This window comes from Arthrobacter burdickii (genome assembly GCF_030433645.1).
GTDB lineage: Bacteria > Actinomycetota > Actinomycetes > Actinomycetales > Micrococcaceae > Arthrobacter_D > Arthrobacter_D burdickii.
In genome coordinates this window covers 163052-176259 of sequence record NZ_JAROCG010000002.1, presented here as the reverse complement: position 1 = coordinate 176259, position 13208 = coordinate 163052, and the positions used below count along the sequence as shown (strand labels likewise).

At 66.8% G+C, this 13208-nt stretch carries 15 protein-coding genes and 1 riboswitch; of the genes, 3 read left to right on the top strand and 12 right to left on the bottom strand.

Annotation, left to right across the window (positions count from 1 at the left end; translation table 11 throughout):
• Positions 1 to 69 precede the first annotated feature (69 nt).
• Positions 70 to 1083 (bottom strand): LacI family DNA-binding transcriptional regulator, encoded by a 1014-nt coding sequence (locus P5G52_RS15475; RefSeq protein WP_301229156.1) that lies wholly within the window; start codon positions 1081 to 1083, stop codon positions 70 to 72.
• A 278-nt stretch (positions 1084 to 1361) separates the two neighbouring features.
• Here P5G52_RS15475 and P5G52_RS15470 point away from each other — a divergent pair, with 278 nt between their 5' ends.
• A complete protein-coding gene (locus tag P5G52_RS15470; RefSeq protein ID WP_301229154.1) occupies positions 1362 to 1712 on the top strand; it encodes a glycoside hydrolase family 3 C-terminal domain-containing protein in 351 nt (116 codons plus the stop codon).
• A 169-nt stretch (positions 1713 to 1881) separates the two neighbouring features.
• On the opposite strand, the gene P5G52_RS15465 is transcribed toward P5G52_RS15470, so the two are convergent.
• The 6 genes from P5G52_RS15465 to P5G52_RS15440 all read right to left on the bottom strand — a co-directional run bounded on the left by P5G52_RS15465 (position 1882) and on the right by P5G52_RS15440 (position 7945).
• Entirely contained in the window at positions 1882 to 2541 is a 660-nt protein-coding gene (locus tag P5G52_RS15465; RefSeq protein ID WP_301229152.1) for an SDR family oxidoreductase, read from the bottom strand.
• Between the two features lie 125 nt (positions 2542 to 2666).
• Positions 2667 to 3599, bottom strand: a complete 933-nt coding sequence (locus P5G52_RS15460) for a MetQ/NlpA family ABC transporter substrate-binding protein (RefSeq protein ID WP_301229150.1) — start codon at positions 3597 to 3599, stop codon at positions 2667 to 2669.
• A 90-nt stretch (positions 3600 to 3689) separates the two neighbouring features.
• Positions 3690 to 4394, bottom strand: a complete 705-nt coding sequence (locus tag P5G52_RS15455) for a methionine ABC transporter permease (RefSeq protein ID WP_301229148.1) — start codon at positions 4392 to 4394, stop codon at positions 3690 to 3692.
• Positions 4391 to 5431, bottom strand: coding sequence for a methionine ABC transporter ATP-binding protein (locus tag P5G52_RS15450; RefSeq protein WP_301229146.1), 1041 nt, complete (start codon positions 5429 to 5431; stop codon positions 4391 to 4393). The genes P5G52_RS15455 and P5G52_RS15450 overlap by 4 nt, the downstream gene beginning before the upstream one ends.
• A gap of 122 nt (positions 5432 to 5553) precedes the next feature.
• Positions 5554 to 6942, bottom strand: a complete 1389-nt coding sequence (locus tag P5G52_RS15445; RefSeq protein WP_301229144.1) for an LLM class flavin-dependent oxidoreductase — start codon at positions 6940 to 6942, stop codon at positions 5554 to 5556.
• Positions 6943 to 6979: 37 nt separating this feature from the next.
• Positions 6980 to 7093: riboswitch (SAM riboswitch) on the bottom strand.
• A gap of 93 nt (positions 7094 to 7186) precedes the next feature.
• Positions 7187 to 7945: an SDR family NAD(P)-dependent oxidoreductase gene (locus tag P5G52_RS15440; RefSeq protein ID WP_301229142.1), complete on the bottom strand. Its 759-nt coding sequence runs from the start codon at positions 7943 to 7945 to the stop codon at positions 7187 to 7189.
• A gap of 140 nt (positions 7946 to 8085) precedes the next feature.
• On the opposite strand from P5G52_RS15440, the gene P5G52_RS15435 reads away from it, so the two are divergent.
• The gene (locus tag P5G52_RS15435; RefSeq protein WP_301229140.1) at positions 8086 to 8463 is read left to right on the top strand and encodes a SpoIIAA family protein; all 378 of its coding nucleotides are present in this window, start codon (positions 8086 to 8088) and stop codon (positions 8461 to 8463) included.
• 59 nt (positions 8464 to 8522) lie between these two features.
• A complete protein-coding gene (locus tag P5G52_RS15430; RefSeq protein ID WP_301229138.1) occupies positions 8523 to 8816 on the top strand; it encodes a GNAT family N-acetyltransferase in 294 nt (97 codons plus the stop codon).
• Positions 8817 to 8994: 178 nt separating this feature from the next.
• On the opposite strand, the gene P5G52_RS15425 is transcribed toward P5G52_RS15430, so the two are convergent.
• From P5G52_RS15425 to P5G52_RS15405, 5 genes are all read right to left on the bottom strand, one after another.
• The gene (locus P5G52_RS15425) at positions 8995 to 9756 is read right to left on the bottom strand and encodes an SDR family NAD(P)-dependent oxidoreductase (RefSeq protein ID WP_301229136.1); all 762 of its coding nucleotides are present in this window, start codon (positions 9754 to 9756) and stop codon (positions 8995 to 8997) included.
• 93 nt (positions 9757 to 9849) lie between these two features.
• Entirely contained in the window at positions 9850 to 10851 is a 1002-nt protein-coding gene (locus P5G52_RS15420) for an acetamidase/formamidase family protein (protein ID WP_301229134.1), read from the bottom strand.
• A gap of 65 nt (positions 10852 to 10916) precedes the next feature.
• On the bottom strand, positions 10917 to 11405 hold the full coding sequence (locus P5G52_RS15415) for an SRPBCC family protein (RefSeq protein ID WP_301229132.1): 489 nt from the start codon (positions 11403 to 11405) through the stop codon (positions 10917 to 10919).
• Entirely contained in the window at positions 11402 to 11743 is a 342-nt protein-coding gene (locus tag P5G52_RS15410; RefSeq protein WP_301229130.1) for an ArsR/SmtB family transcription factor, read from the bottom strand. The genes P5G52_RS15415 and P5G52_RS15410 overlap by 4 nt, the downstream gene beginning before the upstream one ends.
• 121 nt (positions 11744 to 11864) lie before the next feature.
• The gene (locus tag P5G52_RS15405; RefSeq protein WP_301229128.1) at positions 11865 to 13046 is read right to left on the bottom strand and encodes an NAD(P)/FAD-dependent oxidoreductase; all 1182 of its coding nucleotides are present in this window, start codon (positions 13044 to 13046) and stop codon (positions 11865 to 11867) included.
• Positions 13047 to 13208 lie beyond the last annotated feature (162 nt).

Sequence of the window (13208 nt, the reverse complement as noted above, 5' to 3'; positions counted from 1 at the left end):
TCGATGCACCCGTCGTGCGACCAAGGAGTTGCCATTTGTTGGCAGAAAACACGAACGGTGTTGCAGGCGTCACCGACGCTTCGTCGTCGTGCCCTTCTCCGTCGCCGGGGCGGTGGAATCGCGGACCACGAGCCGCGTGGGCAGGACCACGAGCTTGTTCGACTGGGAGACGGCGCCGGCCGAGAATGCCAGCAGGTTGTTCACCGCGGTGGCGCCGAGCGAGTACAGCGGTGCCTCGACCGTCGTGAGGGCCGGCGTGACGAGCGCGGCACCGTAGCTGTTGTCGAAACCGACGACGCTGACATCCCCCGGCACGCTGACCCCCTGGCGGCGCAGCGCGCGGACGAAGCCGATCGCCATCTGATCGTTGTAGGCGATGACCGCCGGTGTTGGCTGGTGCAGCCATTCTGCGGCGGCTTCCTCACCGCCCTGGATGGTCGGCAGGTGGGAGGTACTGCGGCGGATCGTAAGCTCGAGTTCCATCCCGGCCTCCCGCAGGGACCGCCAGCGCATCCCGTCCGCCCACGACGCCTCCGGGCCCGCGAGGTAGGTGATGGTGCGGTGGCCCAGCTCTCCGAGGTGCTCCGCCGCCCGTCGGATGCCCCGCGGGTTGTCCGGTACGACGCTCGCGACGTCGGTCACCGCCCGGTTCATCACGATCATGGGCTTCTGCTTGGCCAGCATCCGGATCGCGGAGTCGGACATGCGGGAACTGGAGAGCACGATCCCGTCCACGCTGGGCATGGCGCGCTCCAGTGCCTGGCGTTCCTTGCGGTCGGACTCCTGGGTATGGGCGAGCAGCATCGTGTAGCCCGCCTCGGCTGCCGCGGCCTCCGCGCCCCGCACCATGTCCGCGTACACCGGGTTCCGGATGTCGGCGATGACCAGGGCGATCATGGACGTGCGGGCGGTACCGGGCCGTGGGCTGCCGGTGACATGCGTGGACCGGTAGCCCACCTCTTCGGCGGCGGCGAAGACCCGCTGGGCGGTCTGGTGGCTGACGCGGCCGGGGCGTGCGAAAGCCCGCGACACGGTCGACGCCGAGACCCCGGCCACGCGTGCGACATCATAGATAGAGGGCACAGCCCGCGCTCCAGCCATCTCCACCTCCGCGCCAATCCTAGGCCCAGCGATGGCAACTCGTGGCAACTGCAGGTCTCCTCGGAACGCAGCCAGCGGTGACAACAAATGGCCCGACTACATCAACCCCTCACCCTCGACGGCGTGGCGGGACTCGACGGAAAGAGCCCCTACGGTGCCGCGGACGCGTGCGTCACCTTAGGTGCGCCCGCCTGCACGGACGACGGCCTGCGCTTCGGCGGCTCGCTCCCCTGGAGCCCAGCGTCTTGGATTTCACGGGCATGGCGAAGTCGCAGTCGTGGAAGGTCGCCCCGTCCCTCGAGACGATCCAGGAGGTCATGTCGGAAGTGGATGACCCCAGCAAGGGGATCCTGCACGTGTACTTCCGCCAGCCCTACGTGCTCGACGAGGCAAGCGGGCTCCGAGACGCCGGCGGCATCATCGCCGGGTTCGGCATGGGCGACACCGCCCTGTTCGACATCCTCTCCGGCAAGGTGAGCCCGCAGGGCAGGCTGCCGTTCGCCCTCGCAGGCACCAGCCTGGCCATCCGCGAGCAGTACAGCGACCTGCCCCGCTACAAGGAGACGACCGACGGCGAGCTGTACCCGTTCGGTTTCGGCCTCAGCTACTGACACCTATAGCTACCGACACGGCACGACGACGGCGCCCGGGCTTGCCCGGGCGCCGTCGTCGCATATCCGGATTCACGTTGATGGGCAACATAGTTATCCGAAGCGACACCGCGCTGACCCAGTGGACACACGAAAGGCAGCGCTCAGCGAGCGCCGCCTTTCGTAGTTCTTATGGCTGCAAGGCCCCCTCGATTGCCTCCGCGATCGGCGTCTCGCCGCTGTTGAACTGGATAGTCTTGTCCACCGTTCCGAGATCACCCAGCACGACTGCGGCCACATGGGCGACATCCTCGCGGGGAACGGAGTCCCGCTGCGGCTTGTCCGACACCTCGATCTTGCCGGTGCCAGGGTCAGTTGTCAGGGAGCCAGGACCGAGAATGGTCCATGCGAGTTCCGACTTCCGCAGGTGCTCATCCGCCGCTGCCTTCGCCTCCGCATAGTGGAAGAATCCGTTGTCCTTCGGCACCCCGTGGTCCTTGCTGGCTCCGAGGTAGGAGACCATGACGTAGCGGCCGATCGAAGCTTCCGTCGCTGCATCCATAGACCGGATGGCTGCGTCCCGATCGACCGCGTAGGTGGCCTCCGGGCTGCTGCCGCCCGCACCCGCAGACCACACGACGGCGTCATGCCCGCGGAAGAGATCGGCCATCTGCTCCACCGACAGCTCCGCGACGTCGGCCACGACAGGCGTACCGCCCGCCTGCTCGACGTCGGCAGCGTGGTCCTGGTTGCGGAAGATCGAACTCACCTGGTGGCCCTGACTCGTGAGGATCTTCGTCAGGTGCAGGGCTACTTTTCCGTGTCCACCGATGATGGCTACGCGTGACATGGGAACTCCTTCAGGTCGTCGGATGTCTTGCTTTCGACGCTAGTCCCCTTGCCCGAGGGCTGGCCACCCGCTGACGGGGGTTCAGCCCCCGGCGCAGGGCTATTCCCGGTTCCGCCCCGCTGTGTTCAGGGGGCTTCAATGGGCAGCAGCAGGTCCTTCACCGAGGGATCCGTGCGCAGGAACTCCTGCACGGCGGGGTCGGCGAACGCCTCGGTGAGCTTCTTGATGTTGTCCGTATCGATGTAATCGGTGCCGACCGTGAGTTGTGCGGCGAACTCATCGGGTGCCGGGGGCGCGAAGATCTGCTTCTCGAGCGGAACCTTGGCCGCGGTGTAGTACTCGGTGTAACCGACGGCAGCGTCCAGGTCCGGCAGTGCCCGGGACTGGGCGCCGAAGTCGAGGAGCGTGAACTTCAGGTTCTTCGGATTCGACGCGATGTCATCCTGCGTCGCCTCCCACTTGTCGGTGCCCCCCTTGAGCGTGATCAGCCCTGCCCGCTCCAGCAGCCAGAGACCCTGGGCCTCGTTTGCCGGGTCCGAGTAGAGGGAGACGGTGCCGCCATCGGGAATCTGGTCCACGCTCGTGTACTTGTCGGACCAGATGCCGAATCCCCAGCGGAAGACGGGCGCCACTGCCGTCTCACGGAAGTCCGGGTTGGCCTCCAGCACCTGTCCGAGCCACAGCTCGTGCTGGTACACCGTCGCGGCGACCTCGCCCTCGCTGACGGCCCGGTTGATGGTGTTGCTATCGCTCAATCCCTTGAACTCGATGTCGATGCCGTACTTCGGCGCTACATCCCTGTCGATGAATTCGATGAGCGCCTGCTCCGCGTGGTTCCCCTCGGCAGTTGCAACGAGGAGGGTTGCGCCTTCCGTTTCTGCCGCAGACTCGGACGGGTTGAGCAGTGGCACGGCGATGAAGGTGCCGGCGGCCAGGACGGCGACGGCTCCGCCTGCGATCCAGGGTGCCTTGCGCCGCTTTCGGAGGGTAAATCCATGGTCCGCACCGGCCGGTGAGGAAGTCGTCGAAGTCGGCTCGGGAGTGGTGTTTTCGGACATGACAATGCCTTTCTGGGCGCGCTCGAGGCGCAGGGGTGGGATGAGCATGAATGAACGGGAGAGGATGCGCGGGGGTGAAGCGCGGGAACGTCAGGCGCGCTGCAGTCGCTTCTGCGGCGTCGTGAAGCGTACGAGGCGGTCTCCGACGATCTGGACGAGAGCGACCGTCACCACCAGGACCACGATCGTCGCGAGCATGACGGTGTTGTCGAAGCGCTGGTAACCGTAGGTGACGGCCACGTACCCGATGCCGCCGGCACCGATGGTGCCCGCGATCGCCGAGTACTCGATCATCGCGATCACCTGGATGGTGAGCCCGCCGATGACTGCCGGGACAGCTTCGCTGAACTGTGCCGTGCGCATGATCTGCAGGTTGGACCCACCGGCGGCCCGGGCCACCTGGACCGTGGACGGCGGCACGGACCGCAGCGAGTTCTCGACGATACGCGTGAAGAATGCGATACCGGCGAGGGACATGGGGACGACGGCGGCCGCGATGCCGATGTTCGTGCCGGTGATGAACCGGGTGAACGGAACGATGGCCGCCATGAGGATCAGGAACGGAAGGGACCGTCCAATGCTGATGATCCAGCTCAGTGCCGCGTGGAGTGCGGGGCGTTCGTAGAGGCCACCGGGCGCGACGTTGTGGAGAAGGACACCGAGTGGAGTGCCGATGACGAGGACGACCGCCATGACGATGCCGACCATCGTCAAGGTCTCGCCATAGGCGGGCAGCAGCAGCGCCGGCAGGTCGTTGAGGGGAACGTCGGCGCGGGGAAGAATGAGGGCGCTCATGCCACGTCCTCCAGCACGGCCTCGGCCGTGAGGAACTGGTGCGACCGACTGCCTCCACCGCCGTCGGGCGTTCCGCTGAGTCCGTAGCGTGCGAGCGCACCATGGACCCGCGCGTCGTCGTCGGTCCCGATGCCGAGCGTCGCGCTCCCGGTGTTGACACCGTGGACCGTCTCGACGGAGGCACCCAGAAGATGCACGACGGCACCGAGGTCCCCGGTGAGCCGCTGGATCCAGTCGCCGGGCACATCGGTCGAGTCATAGGTGACGTACCAGGTACGGGTTCCAGCCTCCGGCCCGGCGTGGCCGCGCCGGGGCTGCAGCGACCGCCCGAGCAGCGAAGTGTGCGAGGTCAGGAGTTCCACGAGGTCGCCCTGCTCGACGATGCGACCGTGGTCCAGCCGCGCCACCGTGTCGGCGACCTGCCGCACGGTGTCCATCTCGTGCGTGATGAAGACGACGGTGAGGTCGAGGTCGTTGCGCAGTTGGCGGATGAGACCGACGACGGACCGGGTGGTCTCCGGATCGAGCCCTGAGGTCGCCTCGTCCGCCAGGAGGATGGACGGCCGCAGCGCGAGCGCCCGAGCAATCCCCACGCGCTGCGCCTGGCCGCCAGAGAGCTGGAACGGGTAGTGGCCGGCCTTGTCCGACAGCCCCACCCGGTCCAGCAACTCGGCAACACGAGCCCGTGCCTCGCCAGGAGTGACGCCGAGGTACTCGAGGGGCAAGGCGATGTTCTCCGCGGCGGTCCTGCGGCTGAGCAGGCTCGAGGACTGGAACACCGTGCCGATGCGGCGGCGCGCCTCGCGCAGACGCTTCTCCGGCAGGCCCGAGAGTTCCTCTCCATTGACGACGACGGCGCCCGACGTCGGACGTTCAAGCAGGTTGATGCACTGGGCGAGGGTGCTCTTGCCTGCACCGCTCGGACCGACGACAGCGGCGATGCGGCCGGTGGGCACCTCGAAATCGAGGTGGTCGAGTACGGTGACGGCAGCGTGCCCGCGACCGTAGGTCTTGGTCAGTTGTCGAAGCGAGATCATGGGATTCCTTGGGCAGGATGCGGGTGGGAAGCGTCGAATGGGTGGGCAGCAGGGAAGGGATGGACGGTGCTGCGGGTTCGGCCGCCGGGAACCCCGGCGGTCCGCGTCAGGTCAGTGGGGCGTCAGGGGCGGACGGACTCGAGCCGGAATCGCGCTCCGCGGTGCTCCTCGGGCAGGCGGTCACCCTTGCCGAACAGCTTGTTGCGCAGGGTTCCCTCGACGTATTCCGTCGGATAGGCACCGCGCTTCTGGAGCTCGGGAACCACGTACTGGATGACGTCCTCGAAGGATCCAGGTGTGATGGCGTACGCCAGGTTGAAGCCGTCGACGTCGGTCTCCTCGACCCAGGCCTGGAGCTCGTCGGCGACCTGCGCCCCGGACCCGATGATGCGCGGACCAAGCCCCCCGATACCTGCCCACTCGGCGATGTCGCGCACGGTCCAGGGTTCGCCGTCGTCGTTCACCTTCTGGAAGTTCGCGACGGCGGACTGAATGGCGTTCGATTTCACATTGCCGATGGGCTCGTCGGGGTCGTAGACGCTGAGATCGATGCCCAGCCAGCCCGACAGCAGCACGAGGGCTCCTTCGTAGCTGACGTACTGCTGGTACTCGGCGTGCTTGGCCTGGGCCTTCTCCTCCGTCTCGTCCGTGATGACAGTGAGCATGGTGTAGATCCGCACGGAGTAGCGGTCGCGTCCTTCGGCCTCGACCGCGTCGCGGATCTTCTTCACGGCGTCCTTGAGGATCGCTTTGGTGGGTGCACCGACGAAGACCGCCTCGGCGTTCCCCGCAGCAAAGGCGATCCCGCGTGATGAGGCACCGGCCTGGTAGATCACGGGCGTGCGCTGCAGCGAGGGCTCGCTGAGGTGGATCCCCGGAACTGTGAAGTACGTGCCGTCATGGTTGATGTCGTGGACCTTGGCCGGGTCGGTGAAGACCCCGGTCTCGCGGTCCCGGATCACCGCGTCGTCCTCCCAGGACCCCTCGAGCAGCTTGTAAAGCACCTCGAGGTACTCGTCCGCGTGGTTGTAGCGTTCGTCGTGCTCGAGCTGGTCCTCGTTGCCCATATTCCGCGCGGCGGAGGGCAGGTAACCCGTGACCACGTTCCAGCCGACCCTGCCATTGGTGAGGTGGTCGAGCGTGGAGAGCCGGCGTGCGAACGGGTAGGGGTGCTCGTAGGCCGTGCCCGCCGTGACACCGAAGCCGAGGTGCTCCGTGACAAGGGCCATGGCGGAGACGAGCAGGAACGGATCGTTGACCGGGGTCTGCGTCCCCTGGCGCAGCGTGGCCTCGTTGGAACCGCCGTAGACGTCGTAGGTGCCGAGGACGTCGGCGATGAAGATGCCGTCGAACAGTCCCTTCTCCAGCGTCTTCGCGAGGTCGGCCCAGTAGCGCAGGTCCTTGTAGCGCCACGACTGATCGTCCGGGTGCCGCCACAGGCCAGGCGACTGGTGGCCCACGCAGTTCATGTCGAAGGCATTGAAGCGGATATGGCGCGGTGATGCGGGCATGAAAAAATCCTCATGTCAGGGCACTGCCGTGGAGGAAGCGCCATACTTGCCCGCATGATGCATGCCGGGCCGAATCCTCACCTGGGGCACCCCGCTACAGCGAGAGGGTTGCCGTCCAACAAACCAGGGTTTGACGTTGGAGCTCTTGATTCTGGTGATGAGCCTAGGTGCCCGCCCTCGCCGGCGTCCACAAGCACCCGTCACAGTGCGTCACGATCAGCCATGCCTCACGATCAGCAATCCGTCAGCGGAGGTAGGACGCACCGTTCACGTCGACCACGGTGCCGCTGACCCAGAGCGGAGCATCCGTGGCAAGCCATGCCACGGTCTGCGCCACCTCCTCCGGCGTCGCCACGCGGTTGAACGGACTCTGTGCCCGGACCGCGTCACCCTCCGGGCTGTCGAGCACCGACCGTCCCATGTCCGTCTCGACGAAACCCGGTGCGACCGCCGCAGAGAGAATGCCGGAGGGCGCGAGCGCAACGGCCAGCGACTGGGTCATCGAATGGAGCGCAGCCTTACTCGCCCCGTAGGCAGGGGTCAGGGGTTCGCCTCGGTAGGCGCCGCGGGAGCCCACACTGATCAACCGACCGCCCTCGGGACCGGCTGGCCGATCCAGGAGGTGGCGCGCCACGAGCCAGGCCAGGTTCGCCGGCCCCAGCAGGTTGACGGCGAGAGTGCGGCGCCAGGCATGCTGCCAGTCGTCGAAGGATGCCCGGACAACAGGATGCGCCTCAAAAATCCCTGCATTGTTCACGAGGACGTCGACCCCGCCGAGTTCCCGCACGGTTTCATCGACGATCCGTACGCACTCCTCCGGATCGGCGACATCGCCGACTACGACGGCGTGACCGGTACCGGGCAGTGCGTCACGAACCACCAGGGCCGCCGCCGCATCGCGTCCCGCATGCACGGCGATGCGATGTCCCCGTCCGGCTAGCTCATGGGCGATGGCGGCGCCGATCCCGCGGCTCGCGCCGGTCACCAGAATGCTCAGTGTCATGGATCAGACGCTACAGCCCGCATCGCCCTGGGAGCCCGAAGCGCTCAGGTGGAGTCGGAAAACCGACAAGGAGGCTGAACCAGCCAGTCCACCTTGCTACGCTGTCAAGCTACTGCTTCTACCCTCGGTAAAGGACCTCGATGGACCCATTCAGTGCGCACCTCGACAGGGGAATCCTGAGGCTTCGGTGGAAGCGCGGCGTCGAGATCACCCATGCGCATGCCGTTGCCGCCGCCCGCGCCCTGGCAGAATTCCACGGTCCCACCGCACTGCCGCTCCTGGTCCACATGCATGGCATCACCGGGATCACCCCTGAAGCACGCGTGGGAATGGCTGCCTACCGCGGGTTCTCGAGAGTCGCCGTCGTGGGTGAGGACGCCGTCGACGAGGTGATGTCGGCGTTCTCCCACCGCTCCCCCACCGTCACGCGCTATTTCTGCTCCGAGACCGAAGCGCTCGCCTGGCTGCTCGACGGCAGCACAGCCGGGCACGCTACGCGACCGGCTTCGCGCGACTAGCACCGGACCGCGGGGACGGCTCGTTGACCCGTTCTCATGGTCAATGCGAAGGTGACAGCATGAGCTCCGAGAACAGCGGGATCCAGGTCACGAACAACGAGGCGAAGAGCCGCTACATCGCGAACCTCGACGGCGACCCTGCAGGCATGGCGGCGTACGAACGGTCCGGTGACACCATCGTCTTCACGCACACGGTGGTCGACGAAGAGGTCGAGGGCCATGGCATCGGCAGCACCCTGATCCGGTTCGCCCTCGACGACGCACGCGCGCAGCACCTCACCGTGGTGCCGCAGTGCGAGTTCGTGGCGGCCTTCATCGAGGATCACCCCGAGTACCAGGACCTGGTGGGCTAGCTCGCGCGTAGGGCCCCTTCACCCAGCGCCGCGTCGATGAGCACCTCGGCCGCCCGGCGCGCCTGCCCTGCAGCTTCCGGGGTCCCGGCGATAGCCGCCGTCGTCTGCGCGCCTTCCGCGAGGTACGACGGCGCCCCTGCGGTCGCCGGACGTGGCGGGACGTCGCTGGACGTCGCTCCTAGAACTGGATACCGCGGGTGAGGCCGCCGTCGATCAGGAGGTTGGCTCCCGTGGTGCGGCTGGACCGCGGGCTGGCAAGGAAGACGACGGCGTCCGCTACCTCCTGCGGTGTGCCCATGCGGCCGGTCGGGTTGAGGCCCATCGCCGTGGAGAACAGCTCCGGGTTCCCGCCCTCGATGCCCTCCCAGACTCCGCCCTCGTGGTAGGTATTGCCCGGCGAGACGGTGTTGGCCCGGATACCCTGCTCCGCGAGTTGGAAGGCCAGCCCCGCCATGTAGGCGATAAGCGCCGACTTCACGGTCCCGTAGGGGCCCGAGGCGAAGTCCACCTCGCGCCCGGAGACGCTGGAGATCGCGGTGATGGACGGCGTCGAACTCCGAGCGAGGTGCGGGAGCGACGCCTTCACGAGGCGCACCGTCCCCATCAGGTCCACGCGCAGGCTCGCCTCCCAGTTCTCCTCGGTGTCCTCCATGGCCAGGGCGCTGACGTTACTGACCACAGCGTCGATGCCACCGAACTCCATCGCCACGGTCTGCACCCAAGCCGCGACAGCAAGACCGTCGCCGACGTCGAGGACGTACCCCGCGACCCGCACTGGGGACGAGGCGAAGGCTGCTTCGGTCGCCGCCACCTCTGCGGCATTCCGCGCGCAGAAGGCCACATTCACCCCTTCCCGCGCGAACGACTCGACGATGGCGCGGCCGATACCCTTCGTGCCGCCGGTCACGAGGGCGGTGGTGCCGTCGAGGTGCAGGTCCATGGATGTCCTTCGGTAAGGGTCGGTGGTCGGGCCGGTGGCCAAGCCTGTGGTCGGGGGAAGCTCGGCGCCCTGCCGGCGGAGCCCCGGGTGAGATCAGCGAAGCTCGGCGCCCTGCCGGCGGAGGTGGGCATGGAGTCCGCCATAGGCATCGACTGCAGGAAAGAGGGCCTTGGGCGCCTTGACCACCACGCTGTAGTTGACGTCGACGGCGTTGGCAATCGGCGCGAGGGCTGTCTGGGTCAGGAGCTGGTAGGCGTCGAGCTGGTGGAGCCCGAAGAGATCGCCGAACCACCGCACCATCTCCAGCTGGCCGATGCGCCACGAGTCCTCCATGGGGCGTGAGGACCCGACCGCCATCCAGTGGTAGTCGGTCTCGAGCCGCGGCCAGGCGGGAGCGCCACCCTTGATGAGCTCGACGATGATCGTCGAGTGCATGGCACCTTCGACAGCGGTGCCGCACGCCTCACCCTCGCCCTGACGGTAGTGCCCGTCCCCGACGGAGAACAGGGCGCCCTCCACGTTGACGCCGAGGTAGACGGTGGTGCCCGGTTTCACGTCGGGCGCATCCATGTTGCCGCCGAACCGTTCCGGCACCAGGGAGGATCGCACCTCGCCGCCGGGCGGAGCGACCCCCACGGTGCCGAGCATCGGCTCGAGCGGTAGTGCGACCTCGAAGTCGCCCAGCCGAGACTGGAAGCCGACCGTCCGCCGCTCGGTGTCGACATGGTAGATCCAGGTGATGTCCGGCAGCGGCTCCTGCAGGGTCGCAGTGCGCTCCGTGCTGGTCAGGCCCCCGAAGAACGGGATGGTGGCGGACGACCCGTAGGAGCGGGCCGGTGCGAGGTCCACGATGTGCAGGGCGAGAGTGTCCCCCGGTTCTGCGCCCTCCACATAGAACGGGCCGGTCTGGGGATTGATGAAGTTCATGTCCACCTTCTCGCCGGACACGTCATCGACGGAGGTCAGCGCGTTGTTGAAGGCATCCTCCGTCCAGAGCTTCAGCGCTGTACCCGGCTGGACCGTCATCACGGGAGCGCTGCCCCCGAAGGTGTACACGAGCTGGTCCCGCCGCGGGTGGTACTCGATGATCTCCATGACCGGATGCTACGGGGCGGCTCCGGCCTGGACAAGGGCCGCAGTCCGCCCCGGATCGCGGAGTGTCAACCGGCCAGGGACAGCGAGGAGAGCACATCGTCGAGGCGCTCGTACCCTTCGTTCACGCCCTTCTCCATGCCGTCGACGATCATCGCGTCCCTGGCCTCGACGGTAAGGAATGCTGATCGGGCCGAGCAACGGGTCCTACCGCCGTCGAGTTCCTCGAGGACCATGCTCTCGATGCTGACAGAGTGTGGCGCGCCGTCGAACTCGAATGTCTGGATGACTCGCTCCGGCGCGAGAACGGTATGGAAGATCCCACGGAAACCGTAGGCGTTGCCCTCGCCGTCGCGATGGATATAGGAGTACGCACCTCCCGTCACCGCGTCGAATTCGAGGATCTCCATGACCATACGGCGCGGACCGAGCCACTGGCGCACGAGGTCCGGCTCCGTGAGCGCCCGGAAGACGACGTCCCGCGGGGCGTCGAGCTCACGGATGATGTCGAGGAAGGGCTGGCCTGGTTCCGCCGTGATGATGGTGGGATTTTTCATGACTGTTCCTTGGACTGGTCCTGCAGGGTTGCGAGCACGCCGTCGAGCCTGCGGAATTGCCGTTCGGCTTCCAGGCGGTAGGTGTCGATCCAGCCCGTCAGAGCTTCGAGCGCGGCGGGATCGAGGTGGCAGGGACGGCGCTGGCCGTCCCGCGTGCGGGTGATCAGGCCGGCCTGCTCGAGCACCTGGATGTGCTTGGAGACTGCCTGCTTGGTCATGGCGAAGGGTTCCGCCAGTTCGTTGACGGTGGCCGAGCTACGCGAGAGCCGCGCGATGATGGCCCTGCGTGCGGGGTCAGCGAGCGCCGAGAAAGCGGCATCGAGATCATCGTCCCGCATGATCCACCTCCTCATTGATCAACCAATTGATTGATAATGCAATCATAGGCCTGCAGGCGCGTAGGTACAAGGAGAAAGGAACCCCCGCCTCCTGCTCAGGCCCCTTGTCGGGACGCTTTACTCAGGCCCGGCCCTTCAGGATGAGGTTCCAGTACACCTTCGGCAGCACGATGCGCTCCACGATGAACGTCGACCTGCGCTCGCGGGCCAGGTTCTTCCAGCCCGGTACGGTGGGCATCGGCGAGTACTTGTCGTCGAACTCGGAGAACACGACCGTCTTCCGGCTGACCACGAAGGGGCACGCCGAATAATGGTTGTACTTCGAGGTGGGTTTCTTCCCCTTGAGAACGGCCTTGAGGTTCTTGGCGAGCACCTTCGTCTGCATGCGCAGCGCCGCTCCCGATTTGGAGTTGAGCGTCGAGGCGGCATCCCCCAGGGACCAGATGGCGGGGAACCGCGTATGCCGCAGCATGACGGGGTCCACCTCGACGAAGCCTCCGCGGTTCCCGGGCGCCGGAAGGTCAGTACTCTTCAGCCACTCCGGCGCGGACTGCGGCGGCACGGCATGGAGGACGTCATAGCCGATGGTCTCCGTGGTGTCATCGGTGGTACGCCGAAGCACCACCGTGCAGGCCTCCGGATCCACGGACTCGAGCTGGGTGCTGTAGTGCACCTCGATCCCGTACTCGTCGATCTTCCGGTTGAGTTCCTCGTCGATGATCTCCATGCCGAAGATCGTGGGCGTGGAGACGGCGAGGACCACCCGGATGTCCTTCAGGACGCCCTGGCGCCGCCAGTAGTCGCACGCGAGGTACATGGGTTTCTGCGCGGCACCGTCGCACGAGGCCGGCCCGGGCGGCTGCGTGAAGACCACCGTGCCACTTGTCAGGTCCCGGAAGAGCTTCCAGGCCTTGGGAGCGAGTTCGTACTCGTAGTTCGAGCCCCCGTACGGCCCCTCCATGGCCTCCTTGAGACCCGGAATAGACGTCCAGTCATTCTGGATCCCCGGGCATACGACGAGGTGGTCGTAGGTGACGGCTGATCCGGACTCGAGCAGCACCGTGTTGGACTCGGTGCTGACATCGGTGGCCTTGTCCTGGATCCAGGTGATCCCCCGAGGCATCACGGCCGACTGCAGACGCACCGCCTCGAACGCGTCCGCCGTGCCACCCGCGATGTGCGAGAAGAGTGGCTGGTAGAGGTGCCGGCTCCGGGGCTCGATGACGGCGATGTCCTTCAGCCGATATCGCTTCAGACGCCCGGCGAGTGACACGCCGGCGTTGCCTCCGCCGATGATGAGCACCTGGTGGTGGCGCTTCTCGCCCGGAGCGGGGATGACGGGAACCGTGCGGCCCGCCCGTGGAGTGCTCGTGCTGGATCCGATGGCAGCTACCTCTTCTGATCGCCCTGCGCGGCCTGTCCCCCGACAGTACCGCCCAGCACCGACGCAGGACAGGGCGCCCGG

Coding starts and splice junctions, on each gene's coding strand:
- P5G52_RS15470 (WP_301229154.1), top strand. CDS start 1,362: ATGGCGAAGTCGCAGTCGTGGAAGGTCGCCCCGTCCCTCGAGACGATC.
- P5G52_RS15455 (WP_301229148.1), bottom strand. CDS start 4,394: ATGAGCGCCCTCATTCTTCCCCGCGCCGACGTTCCCCTCAACGACCTG.
- P5G52_RS15445 (WP_301229144.1), bottom strand. CDS start 6,942: ATGCCCGCATCACCGCGCCATATCCGCTTCAATGCCTTCGACATGAAC.
- P5G52_RS15440 (WP_301229142.1), bottom strand. CDS start 7,945: ATGACACTGAGCATTCTGGTGACCGGCGCGAGCCGCGGGATCGGCGCC.
- P5G52_RS15465 (WP_301229152.1), bottom strand. CDS start 2,541: ATGTCACGCGTAGCCATCATCGGTGGACACGGAAAAGTAGCCCTGCAC.
- P5G52_RS15435 (WP_301229140.1), top strand. CDS start 8,086: ATGGACCCATTCAGTGCGCACCTCGACAGGGGAATCCTGAGGCTTCGG.
- P5G52_RS15425 (WP_301229136.1), bottom strand. CDS start 9,756: ATGGACCTGCACCTCGACGGCACCACCGCCCTCGTGACCGGCGGCACG.
- P5G52_RS15450 (WP_301229146.1), bottom strand. CDS start 5,431: ATGATCTCGCTTCGACAACTGACCAAGACCTACGGTCGCGGGCACGCT.
- P5G52_RS15460 (WP_301229150.1), bottom strand. CDS start 3,599: ATGTCCGAAAACACCACTCCCGAGCCGACTTCGACGACTTCCTCACCG.
- P5G52_RS15430 (WP_301229138.1), top strand. CDS start 8,523: ATGAGCTCCGAGAACAGCGGGATCCAGGTCACGAACAACGAGGCGAAG.
- P5G52_RS15410 (WP_301229130.1), bottom strand. CDS start 11,743: ATGCGGGACGATGATCTCGATGCCGCTTTCTCGGCGCTCGCTGACCCC.
- P5G52_RS15415 (WP_301229132.1), bottom strand. CDS start 11,405: ATGAAAAATCCCACCATCATCACGGCGGAACCAGGCCAGCCCTTCCTC.
- P5G52_RS15420 (WP_301229134.1), bottom strand. CDS start 10,851: ATGGAGATCATCGAGTACCACCCGCGGCGGGACCAGCTCGTGTACACC.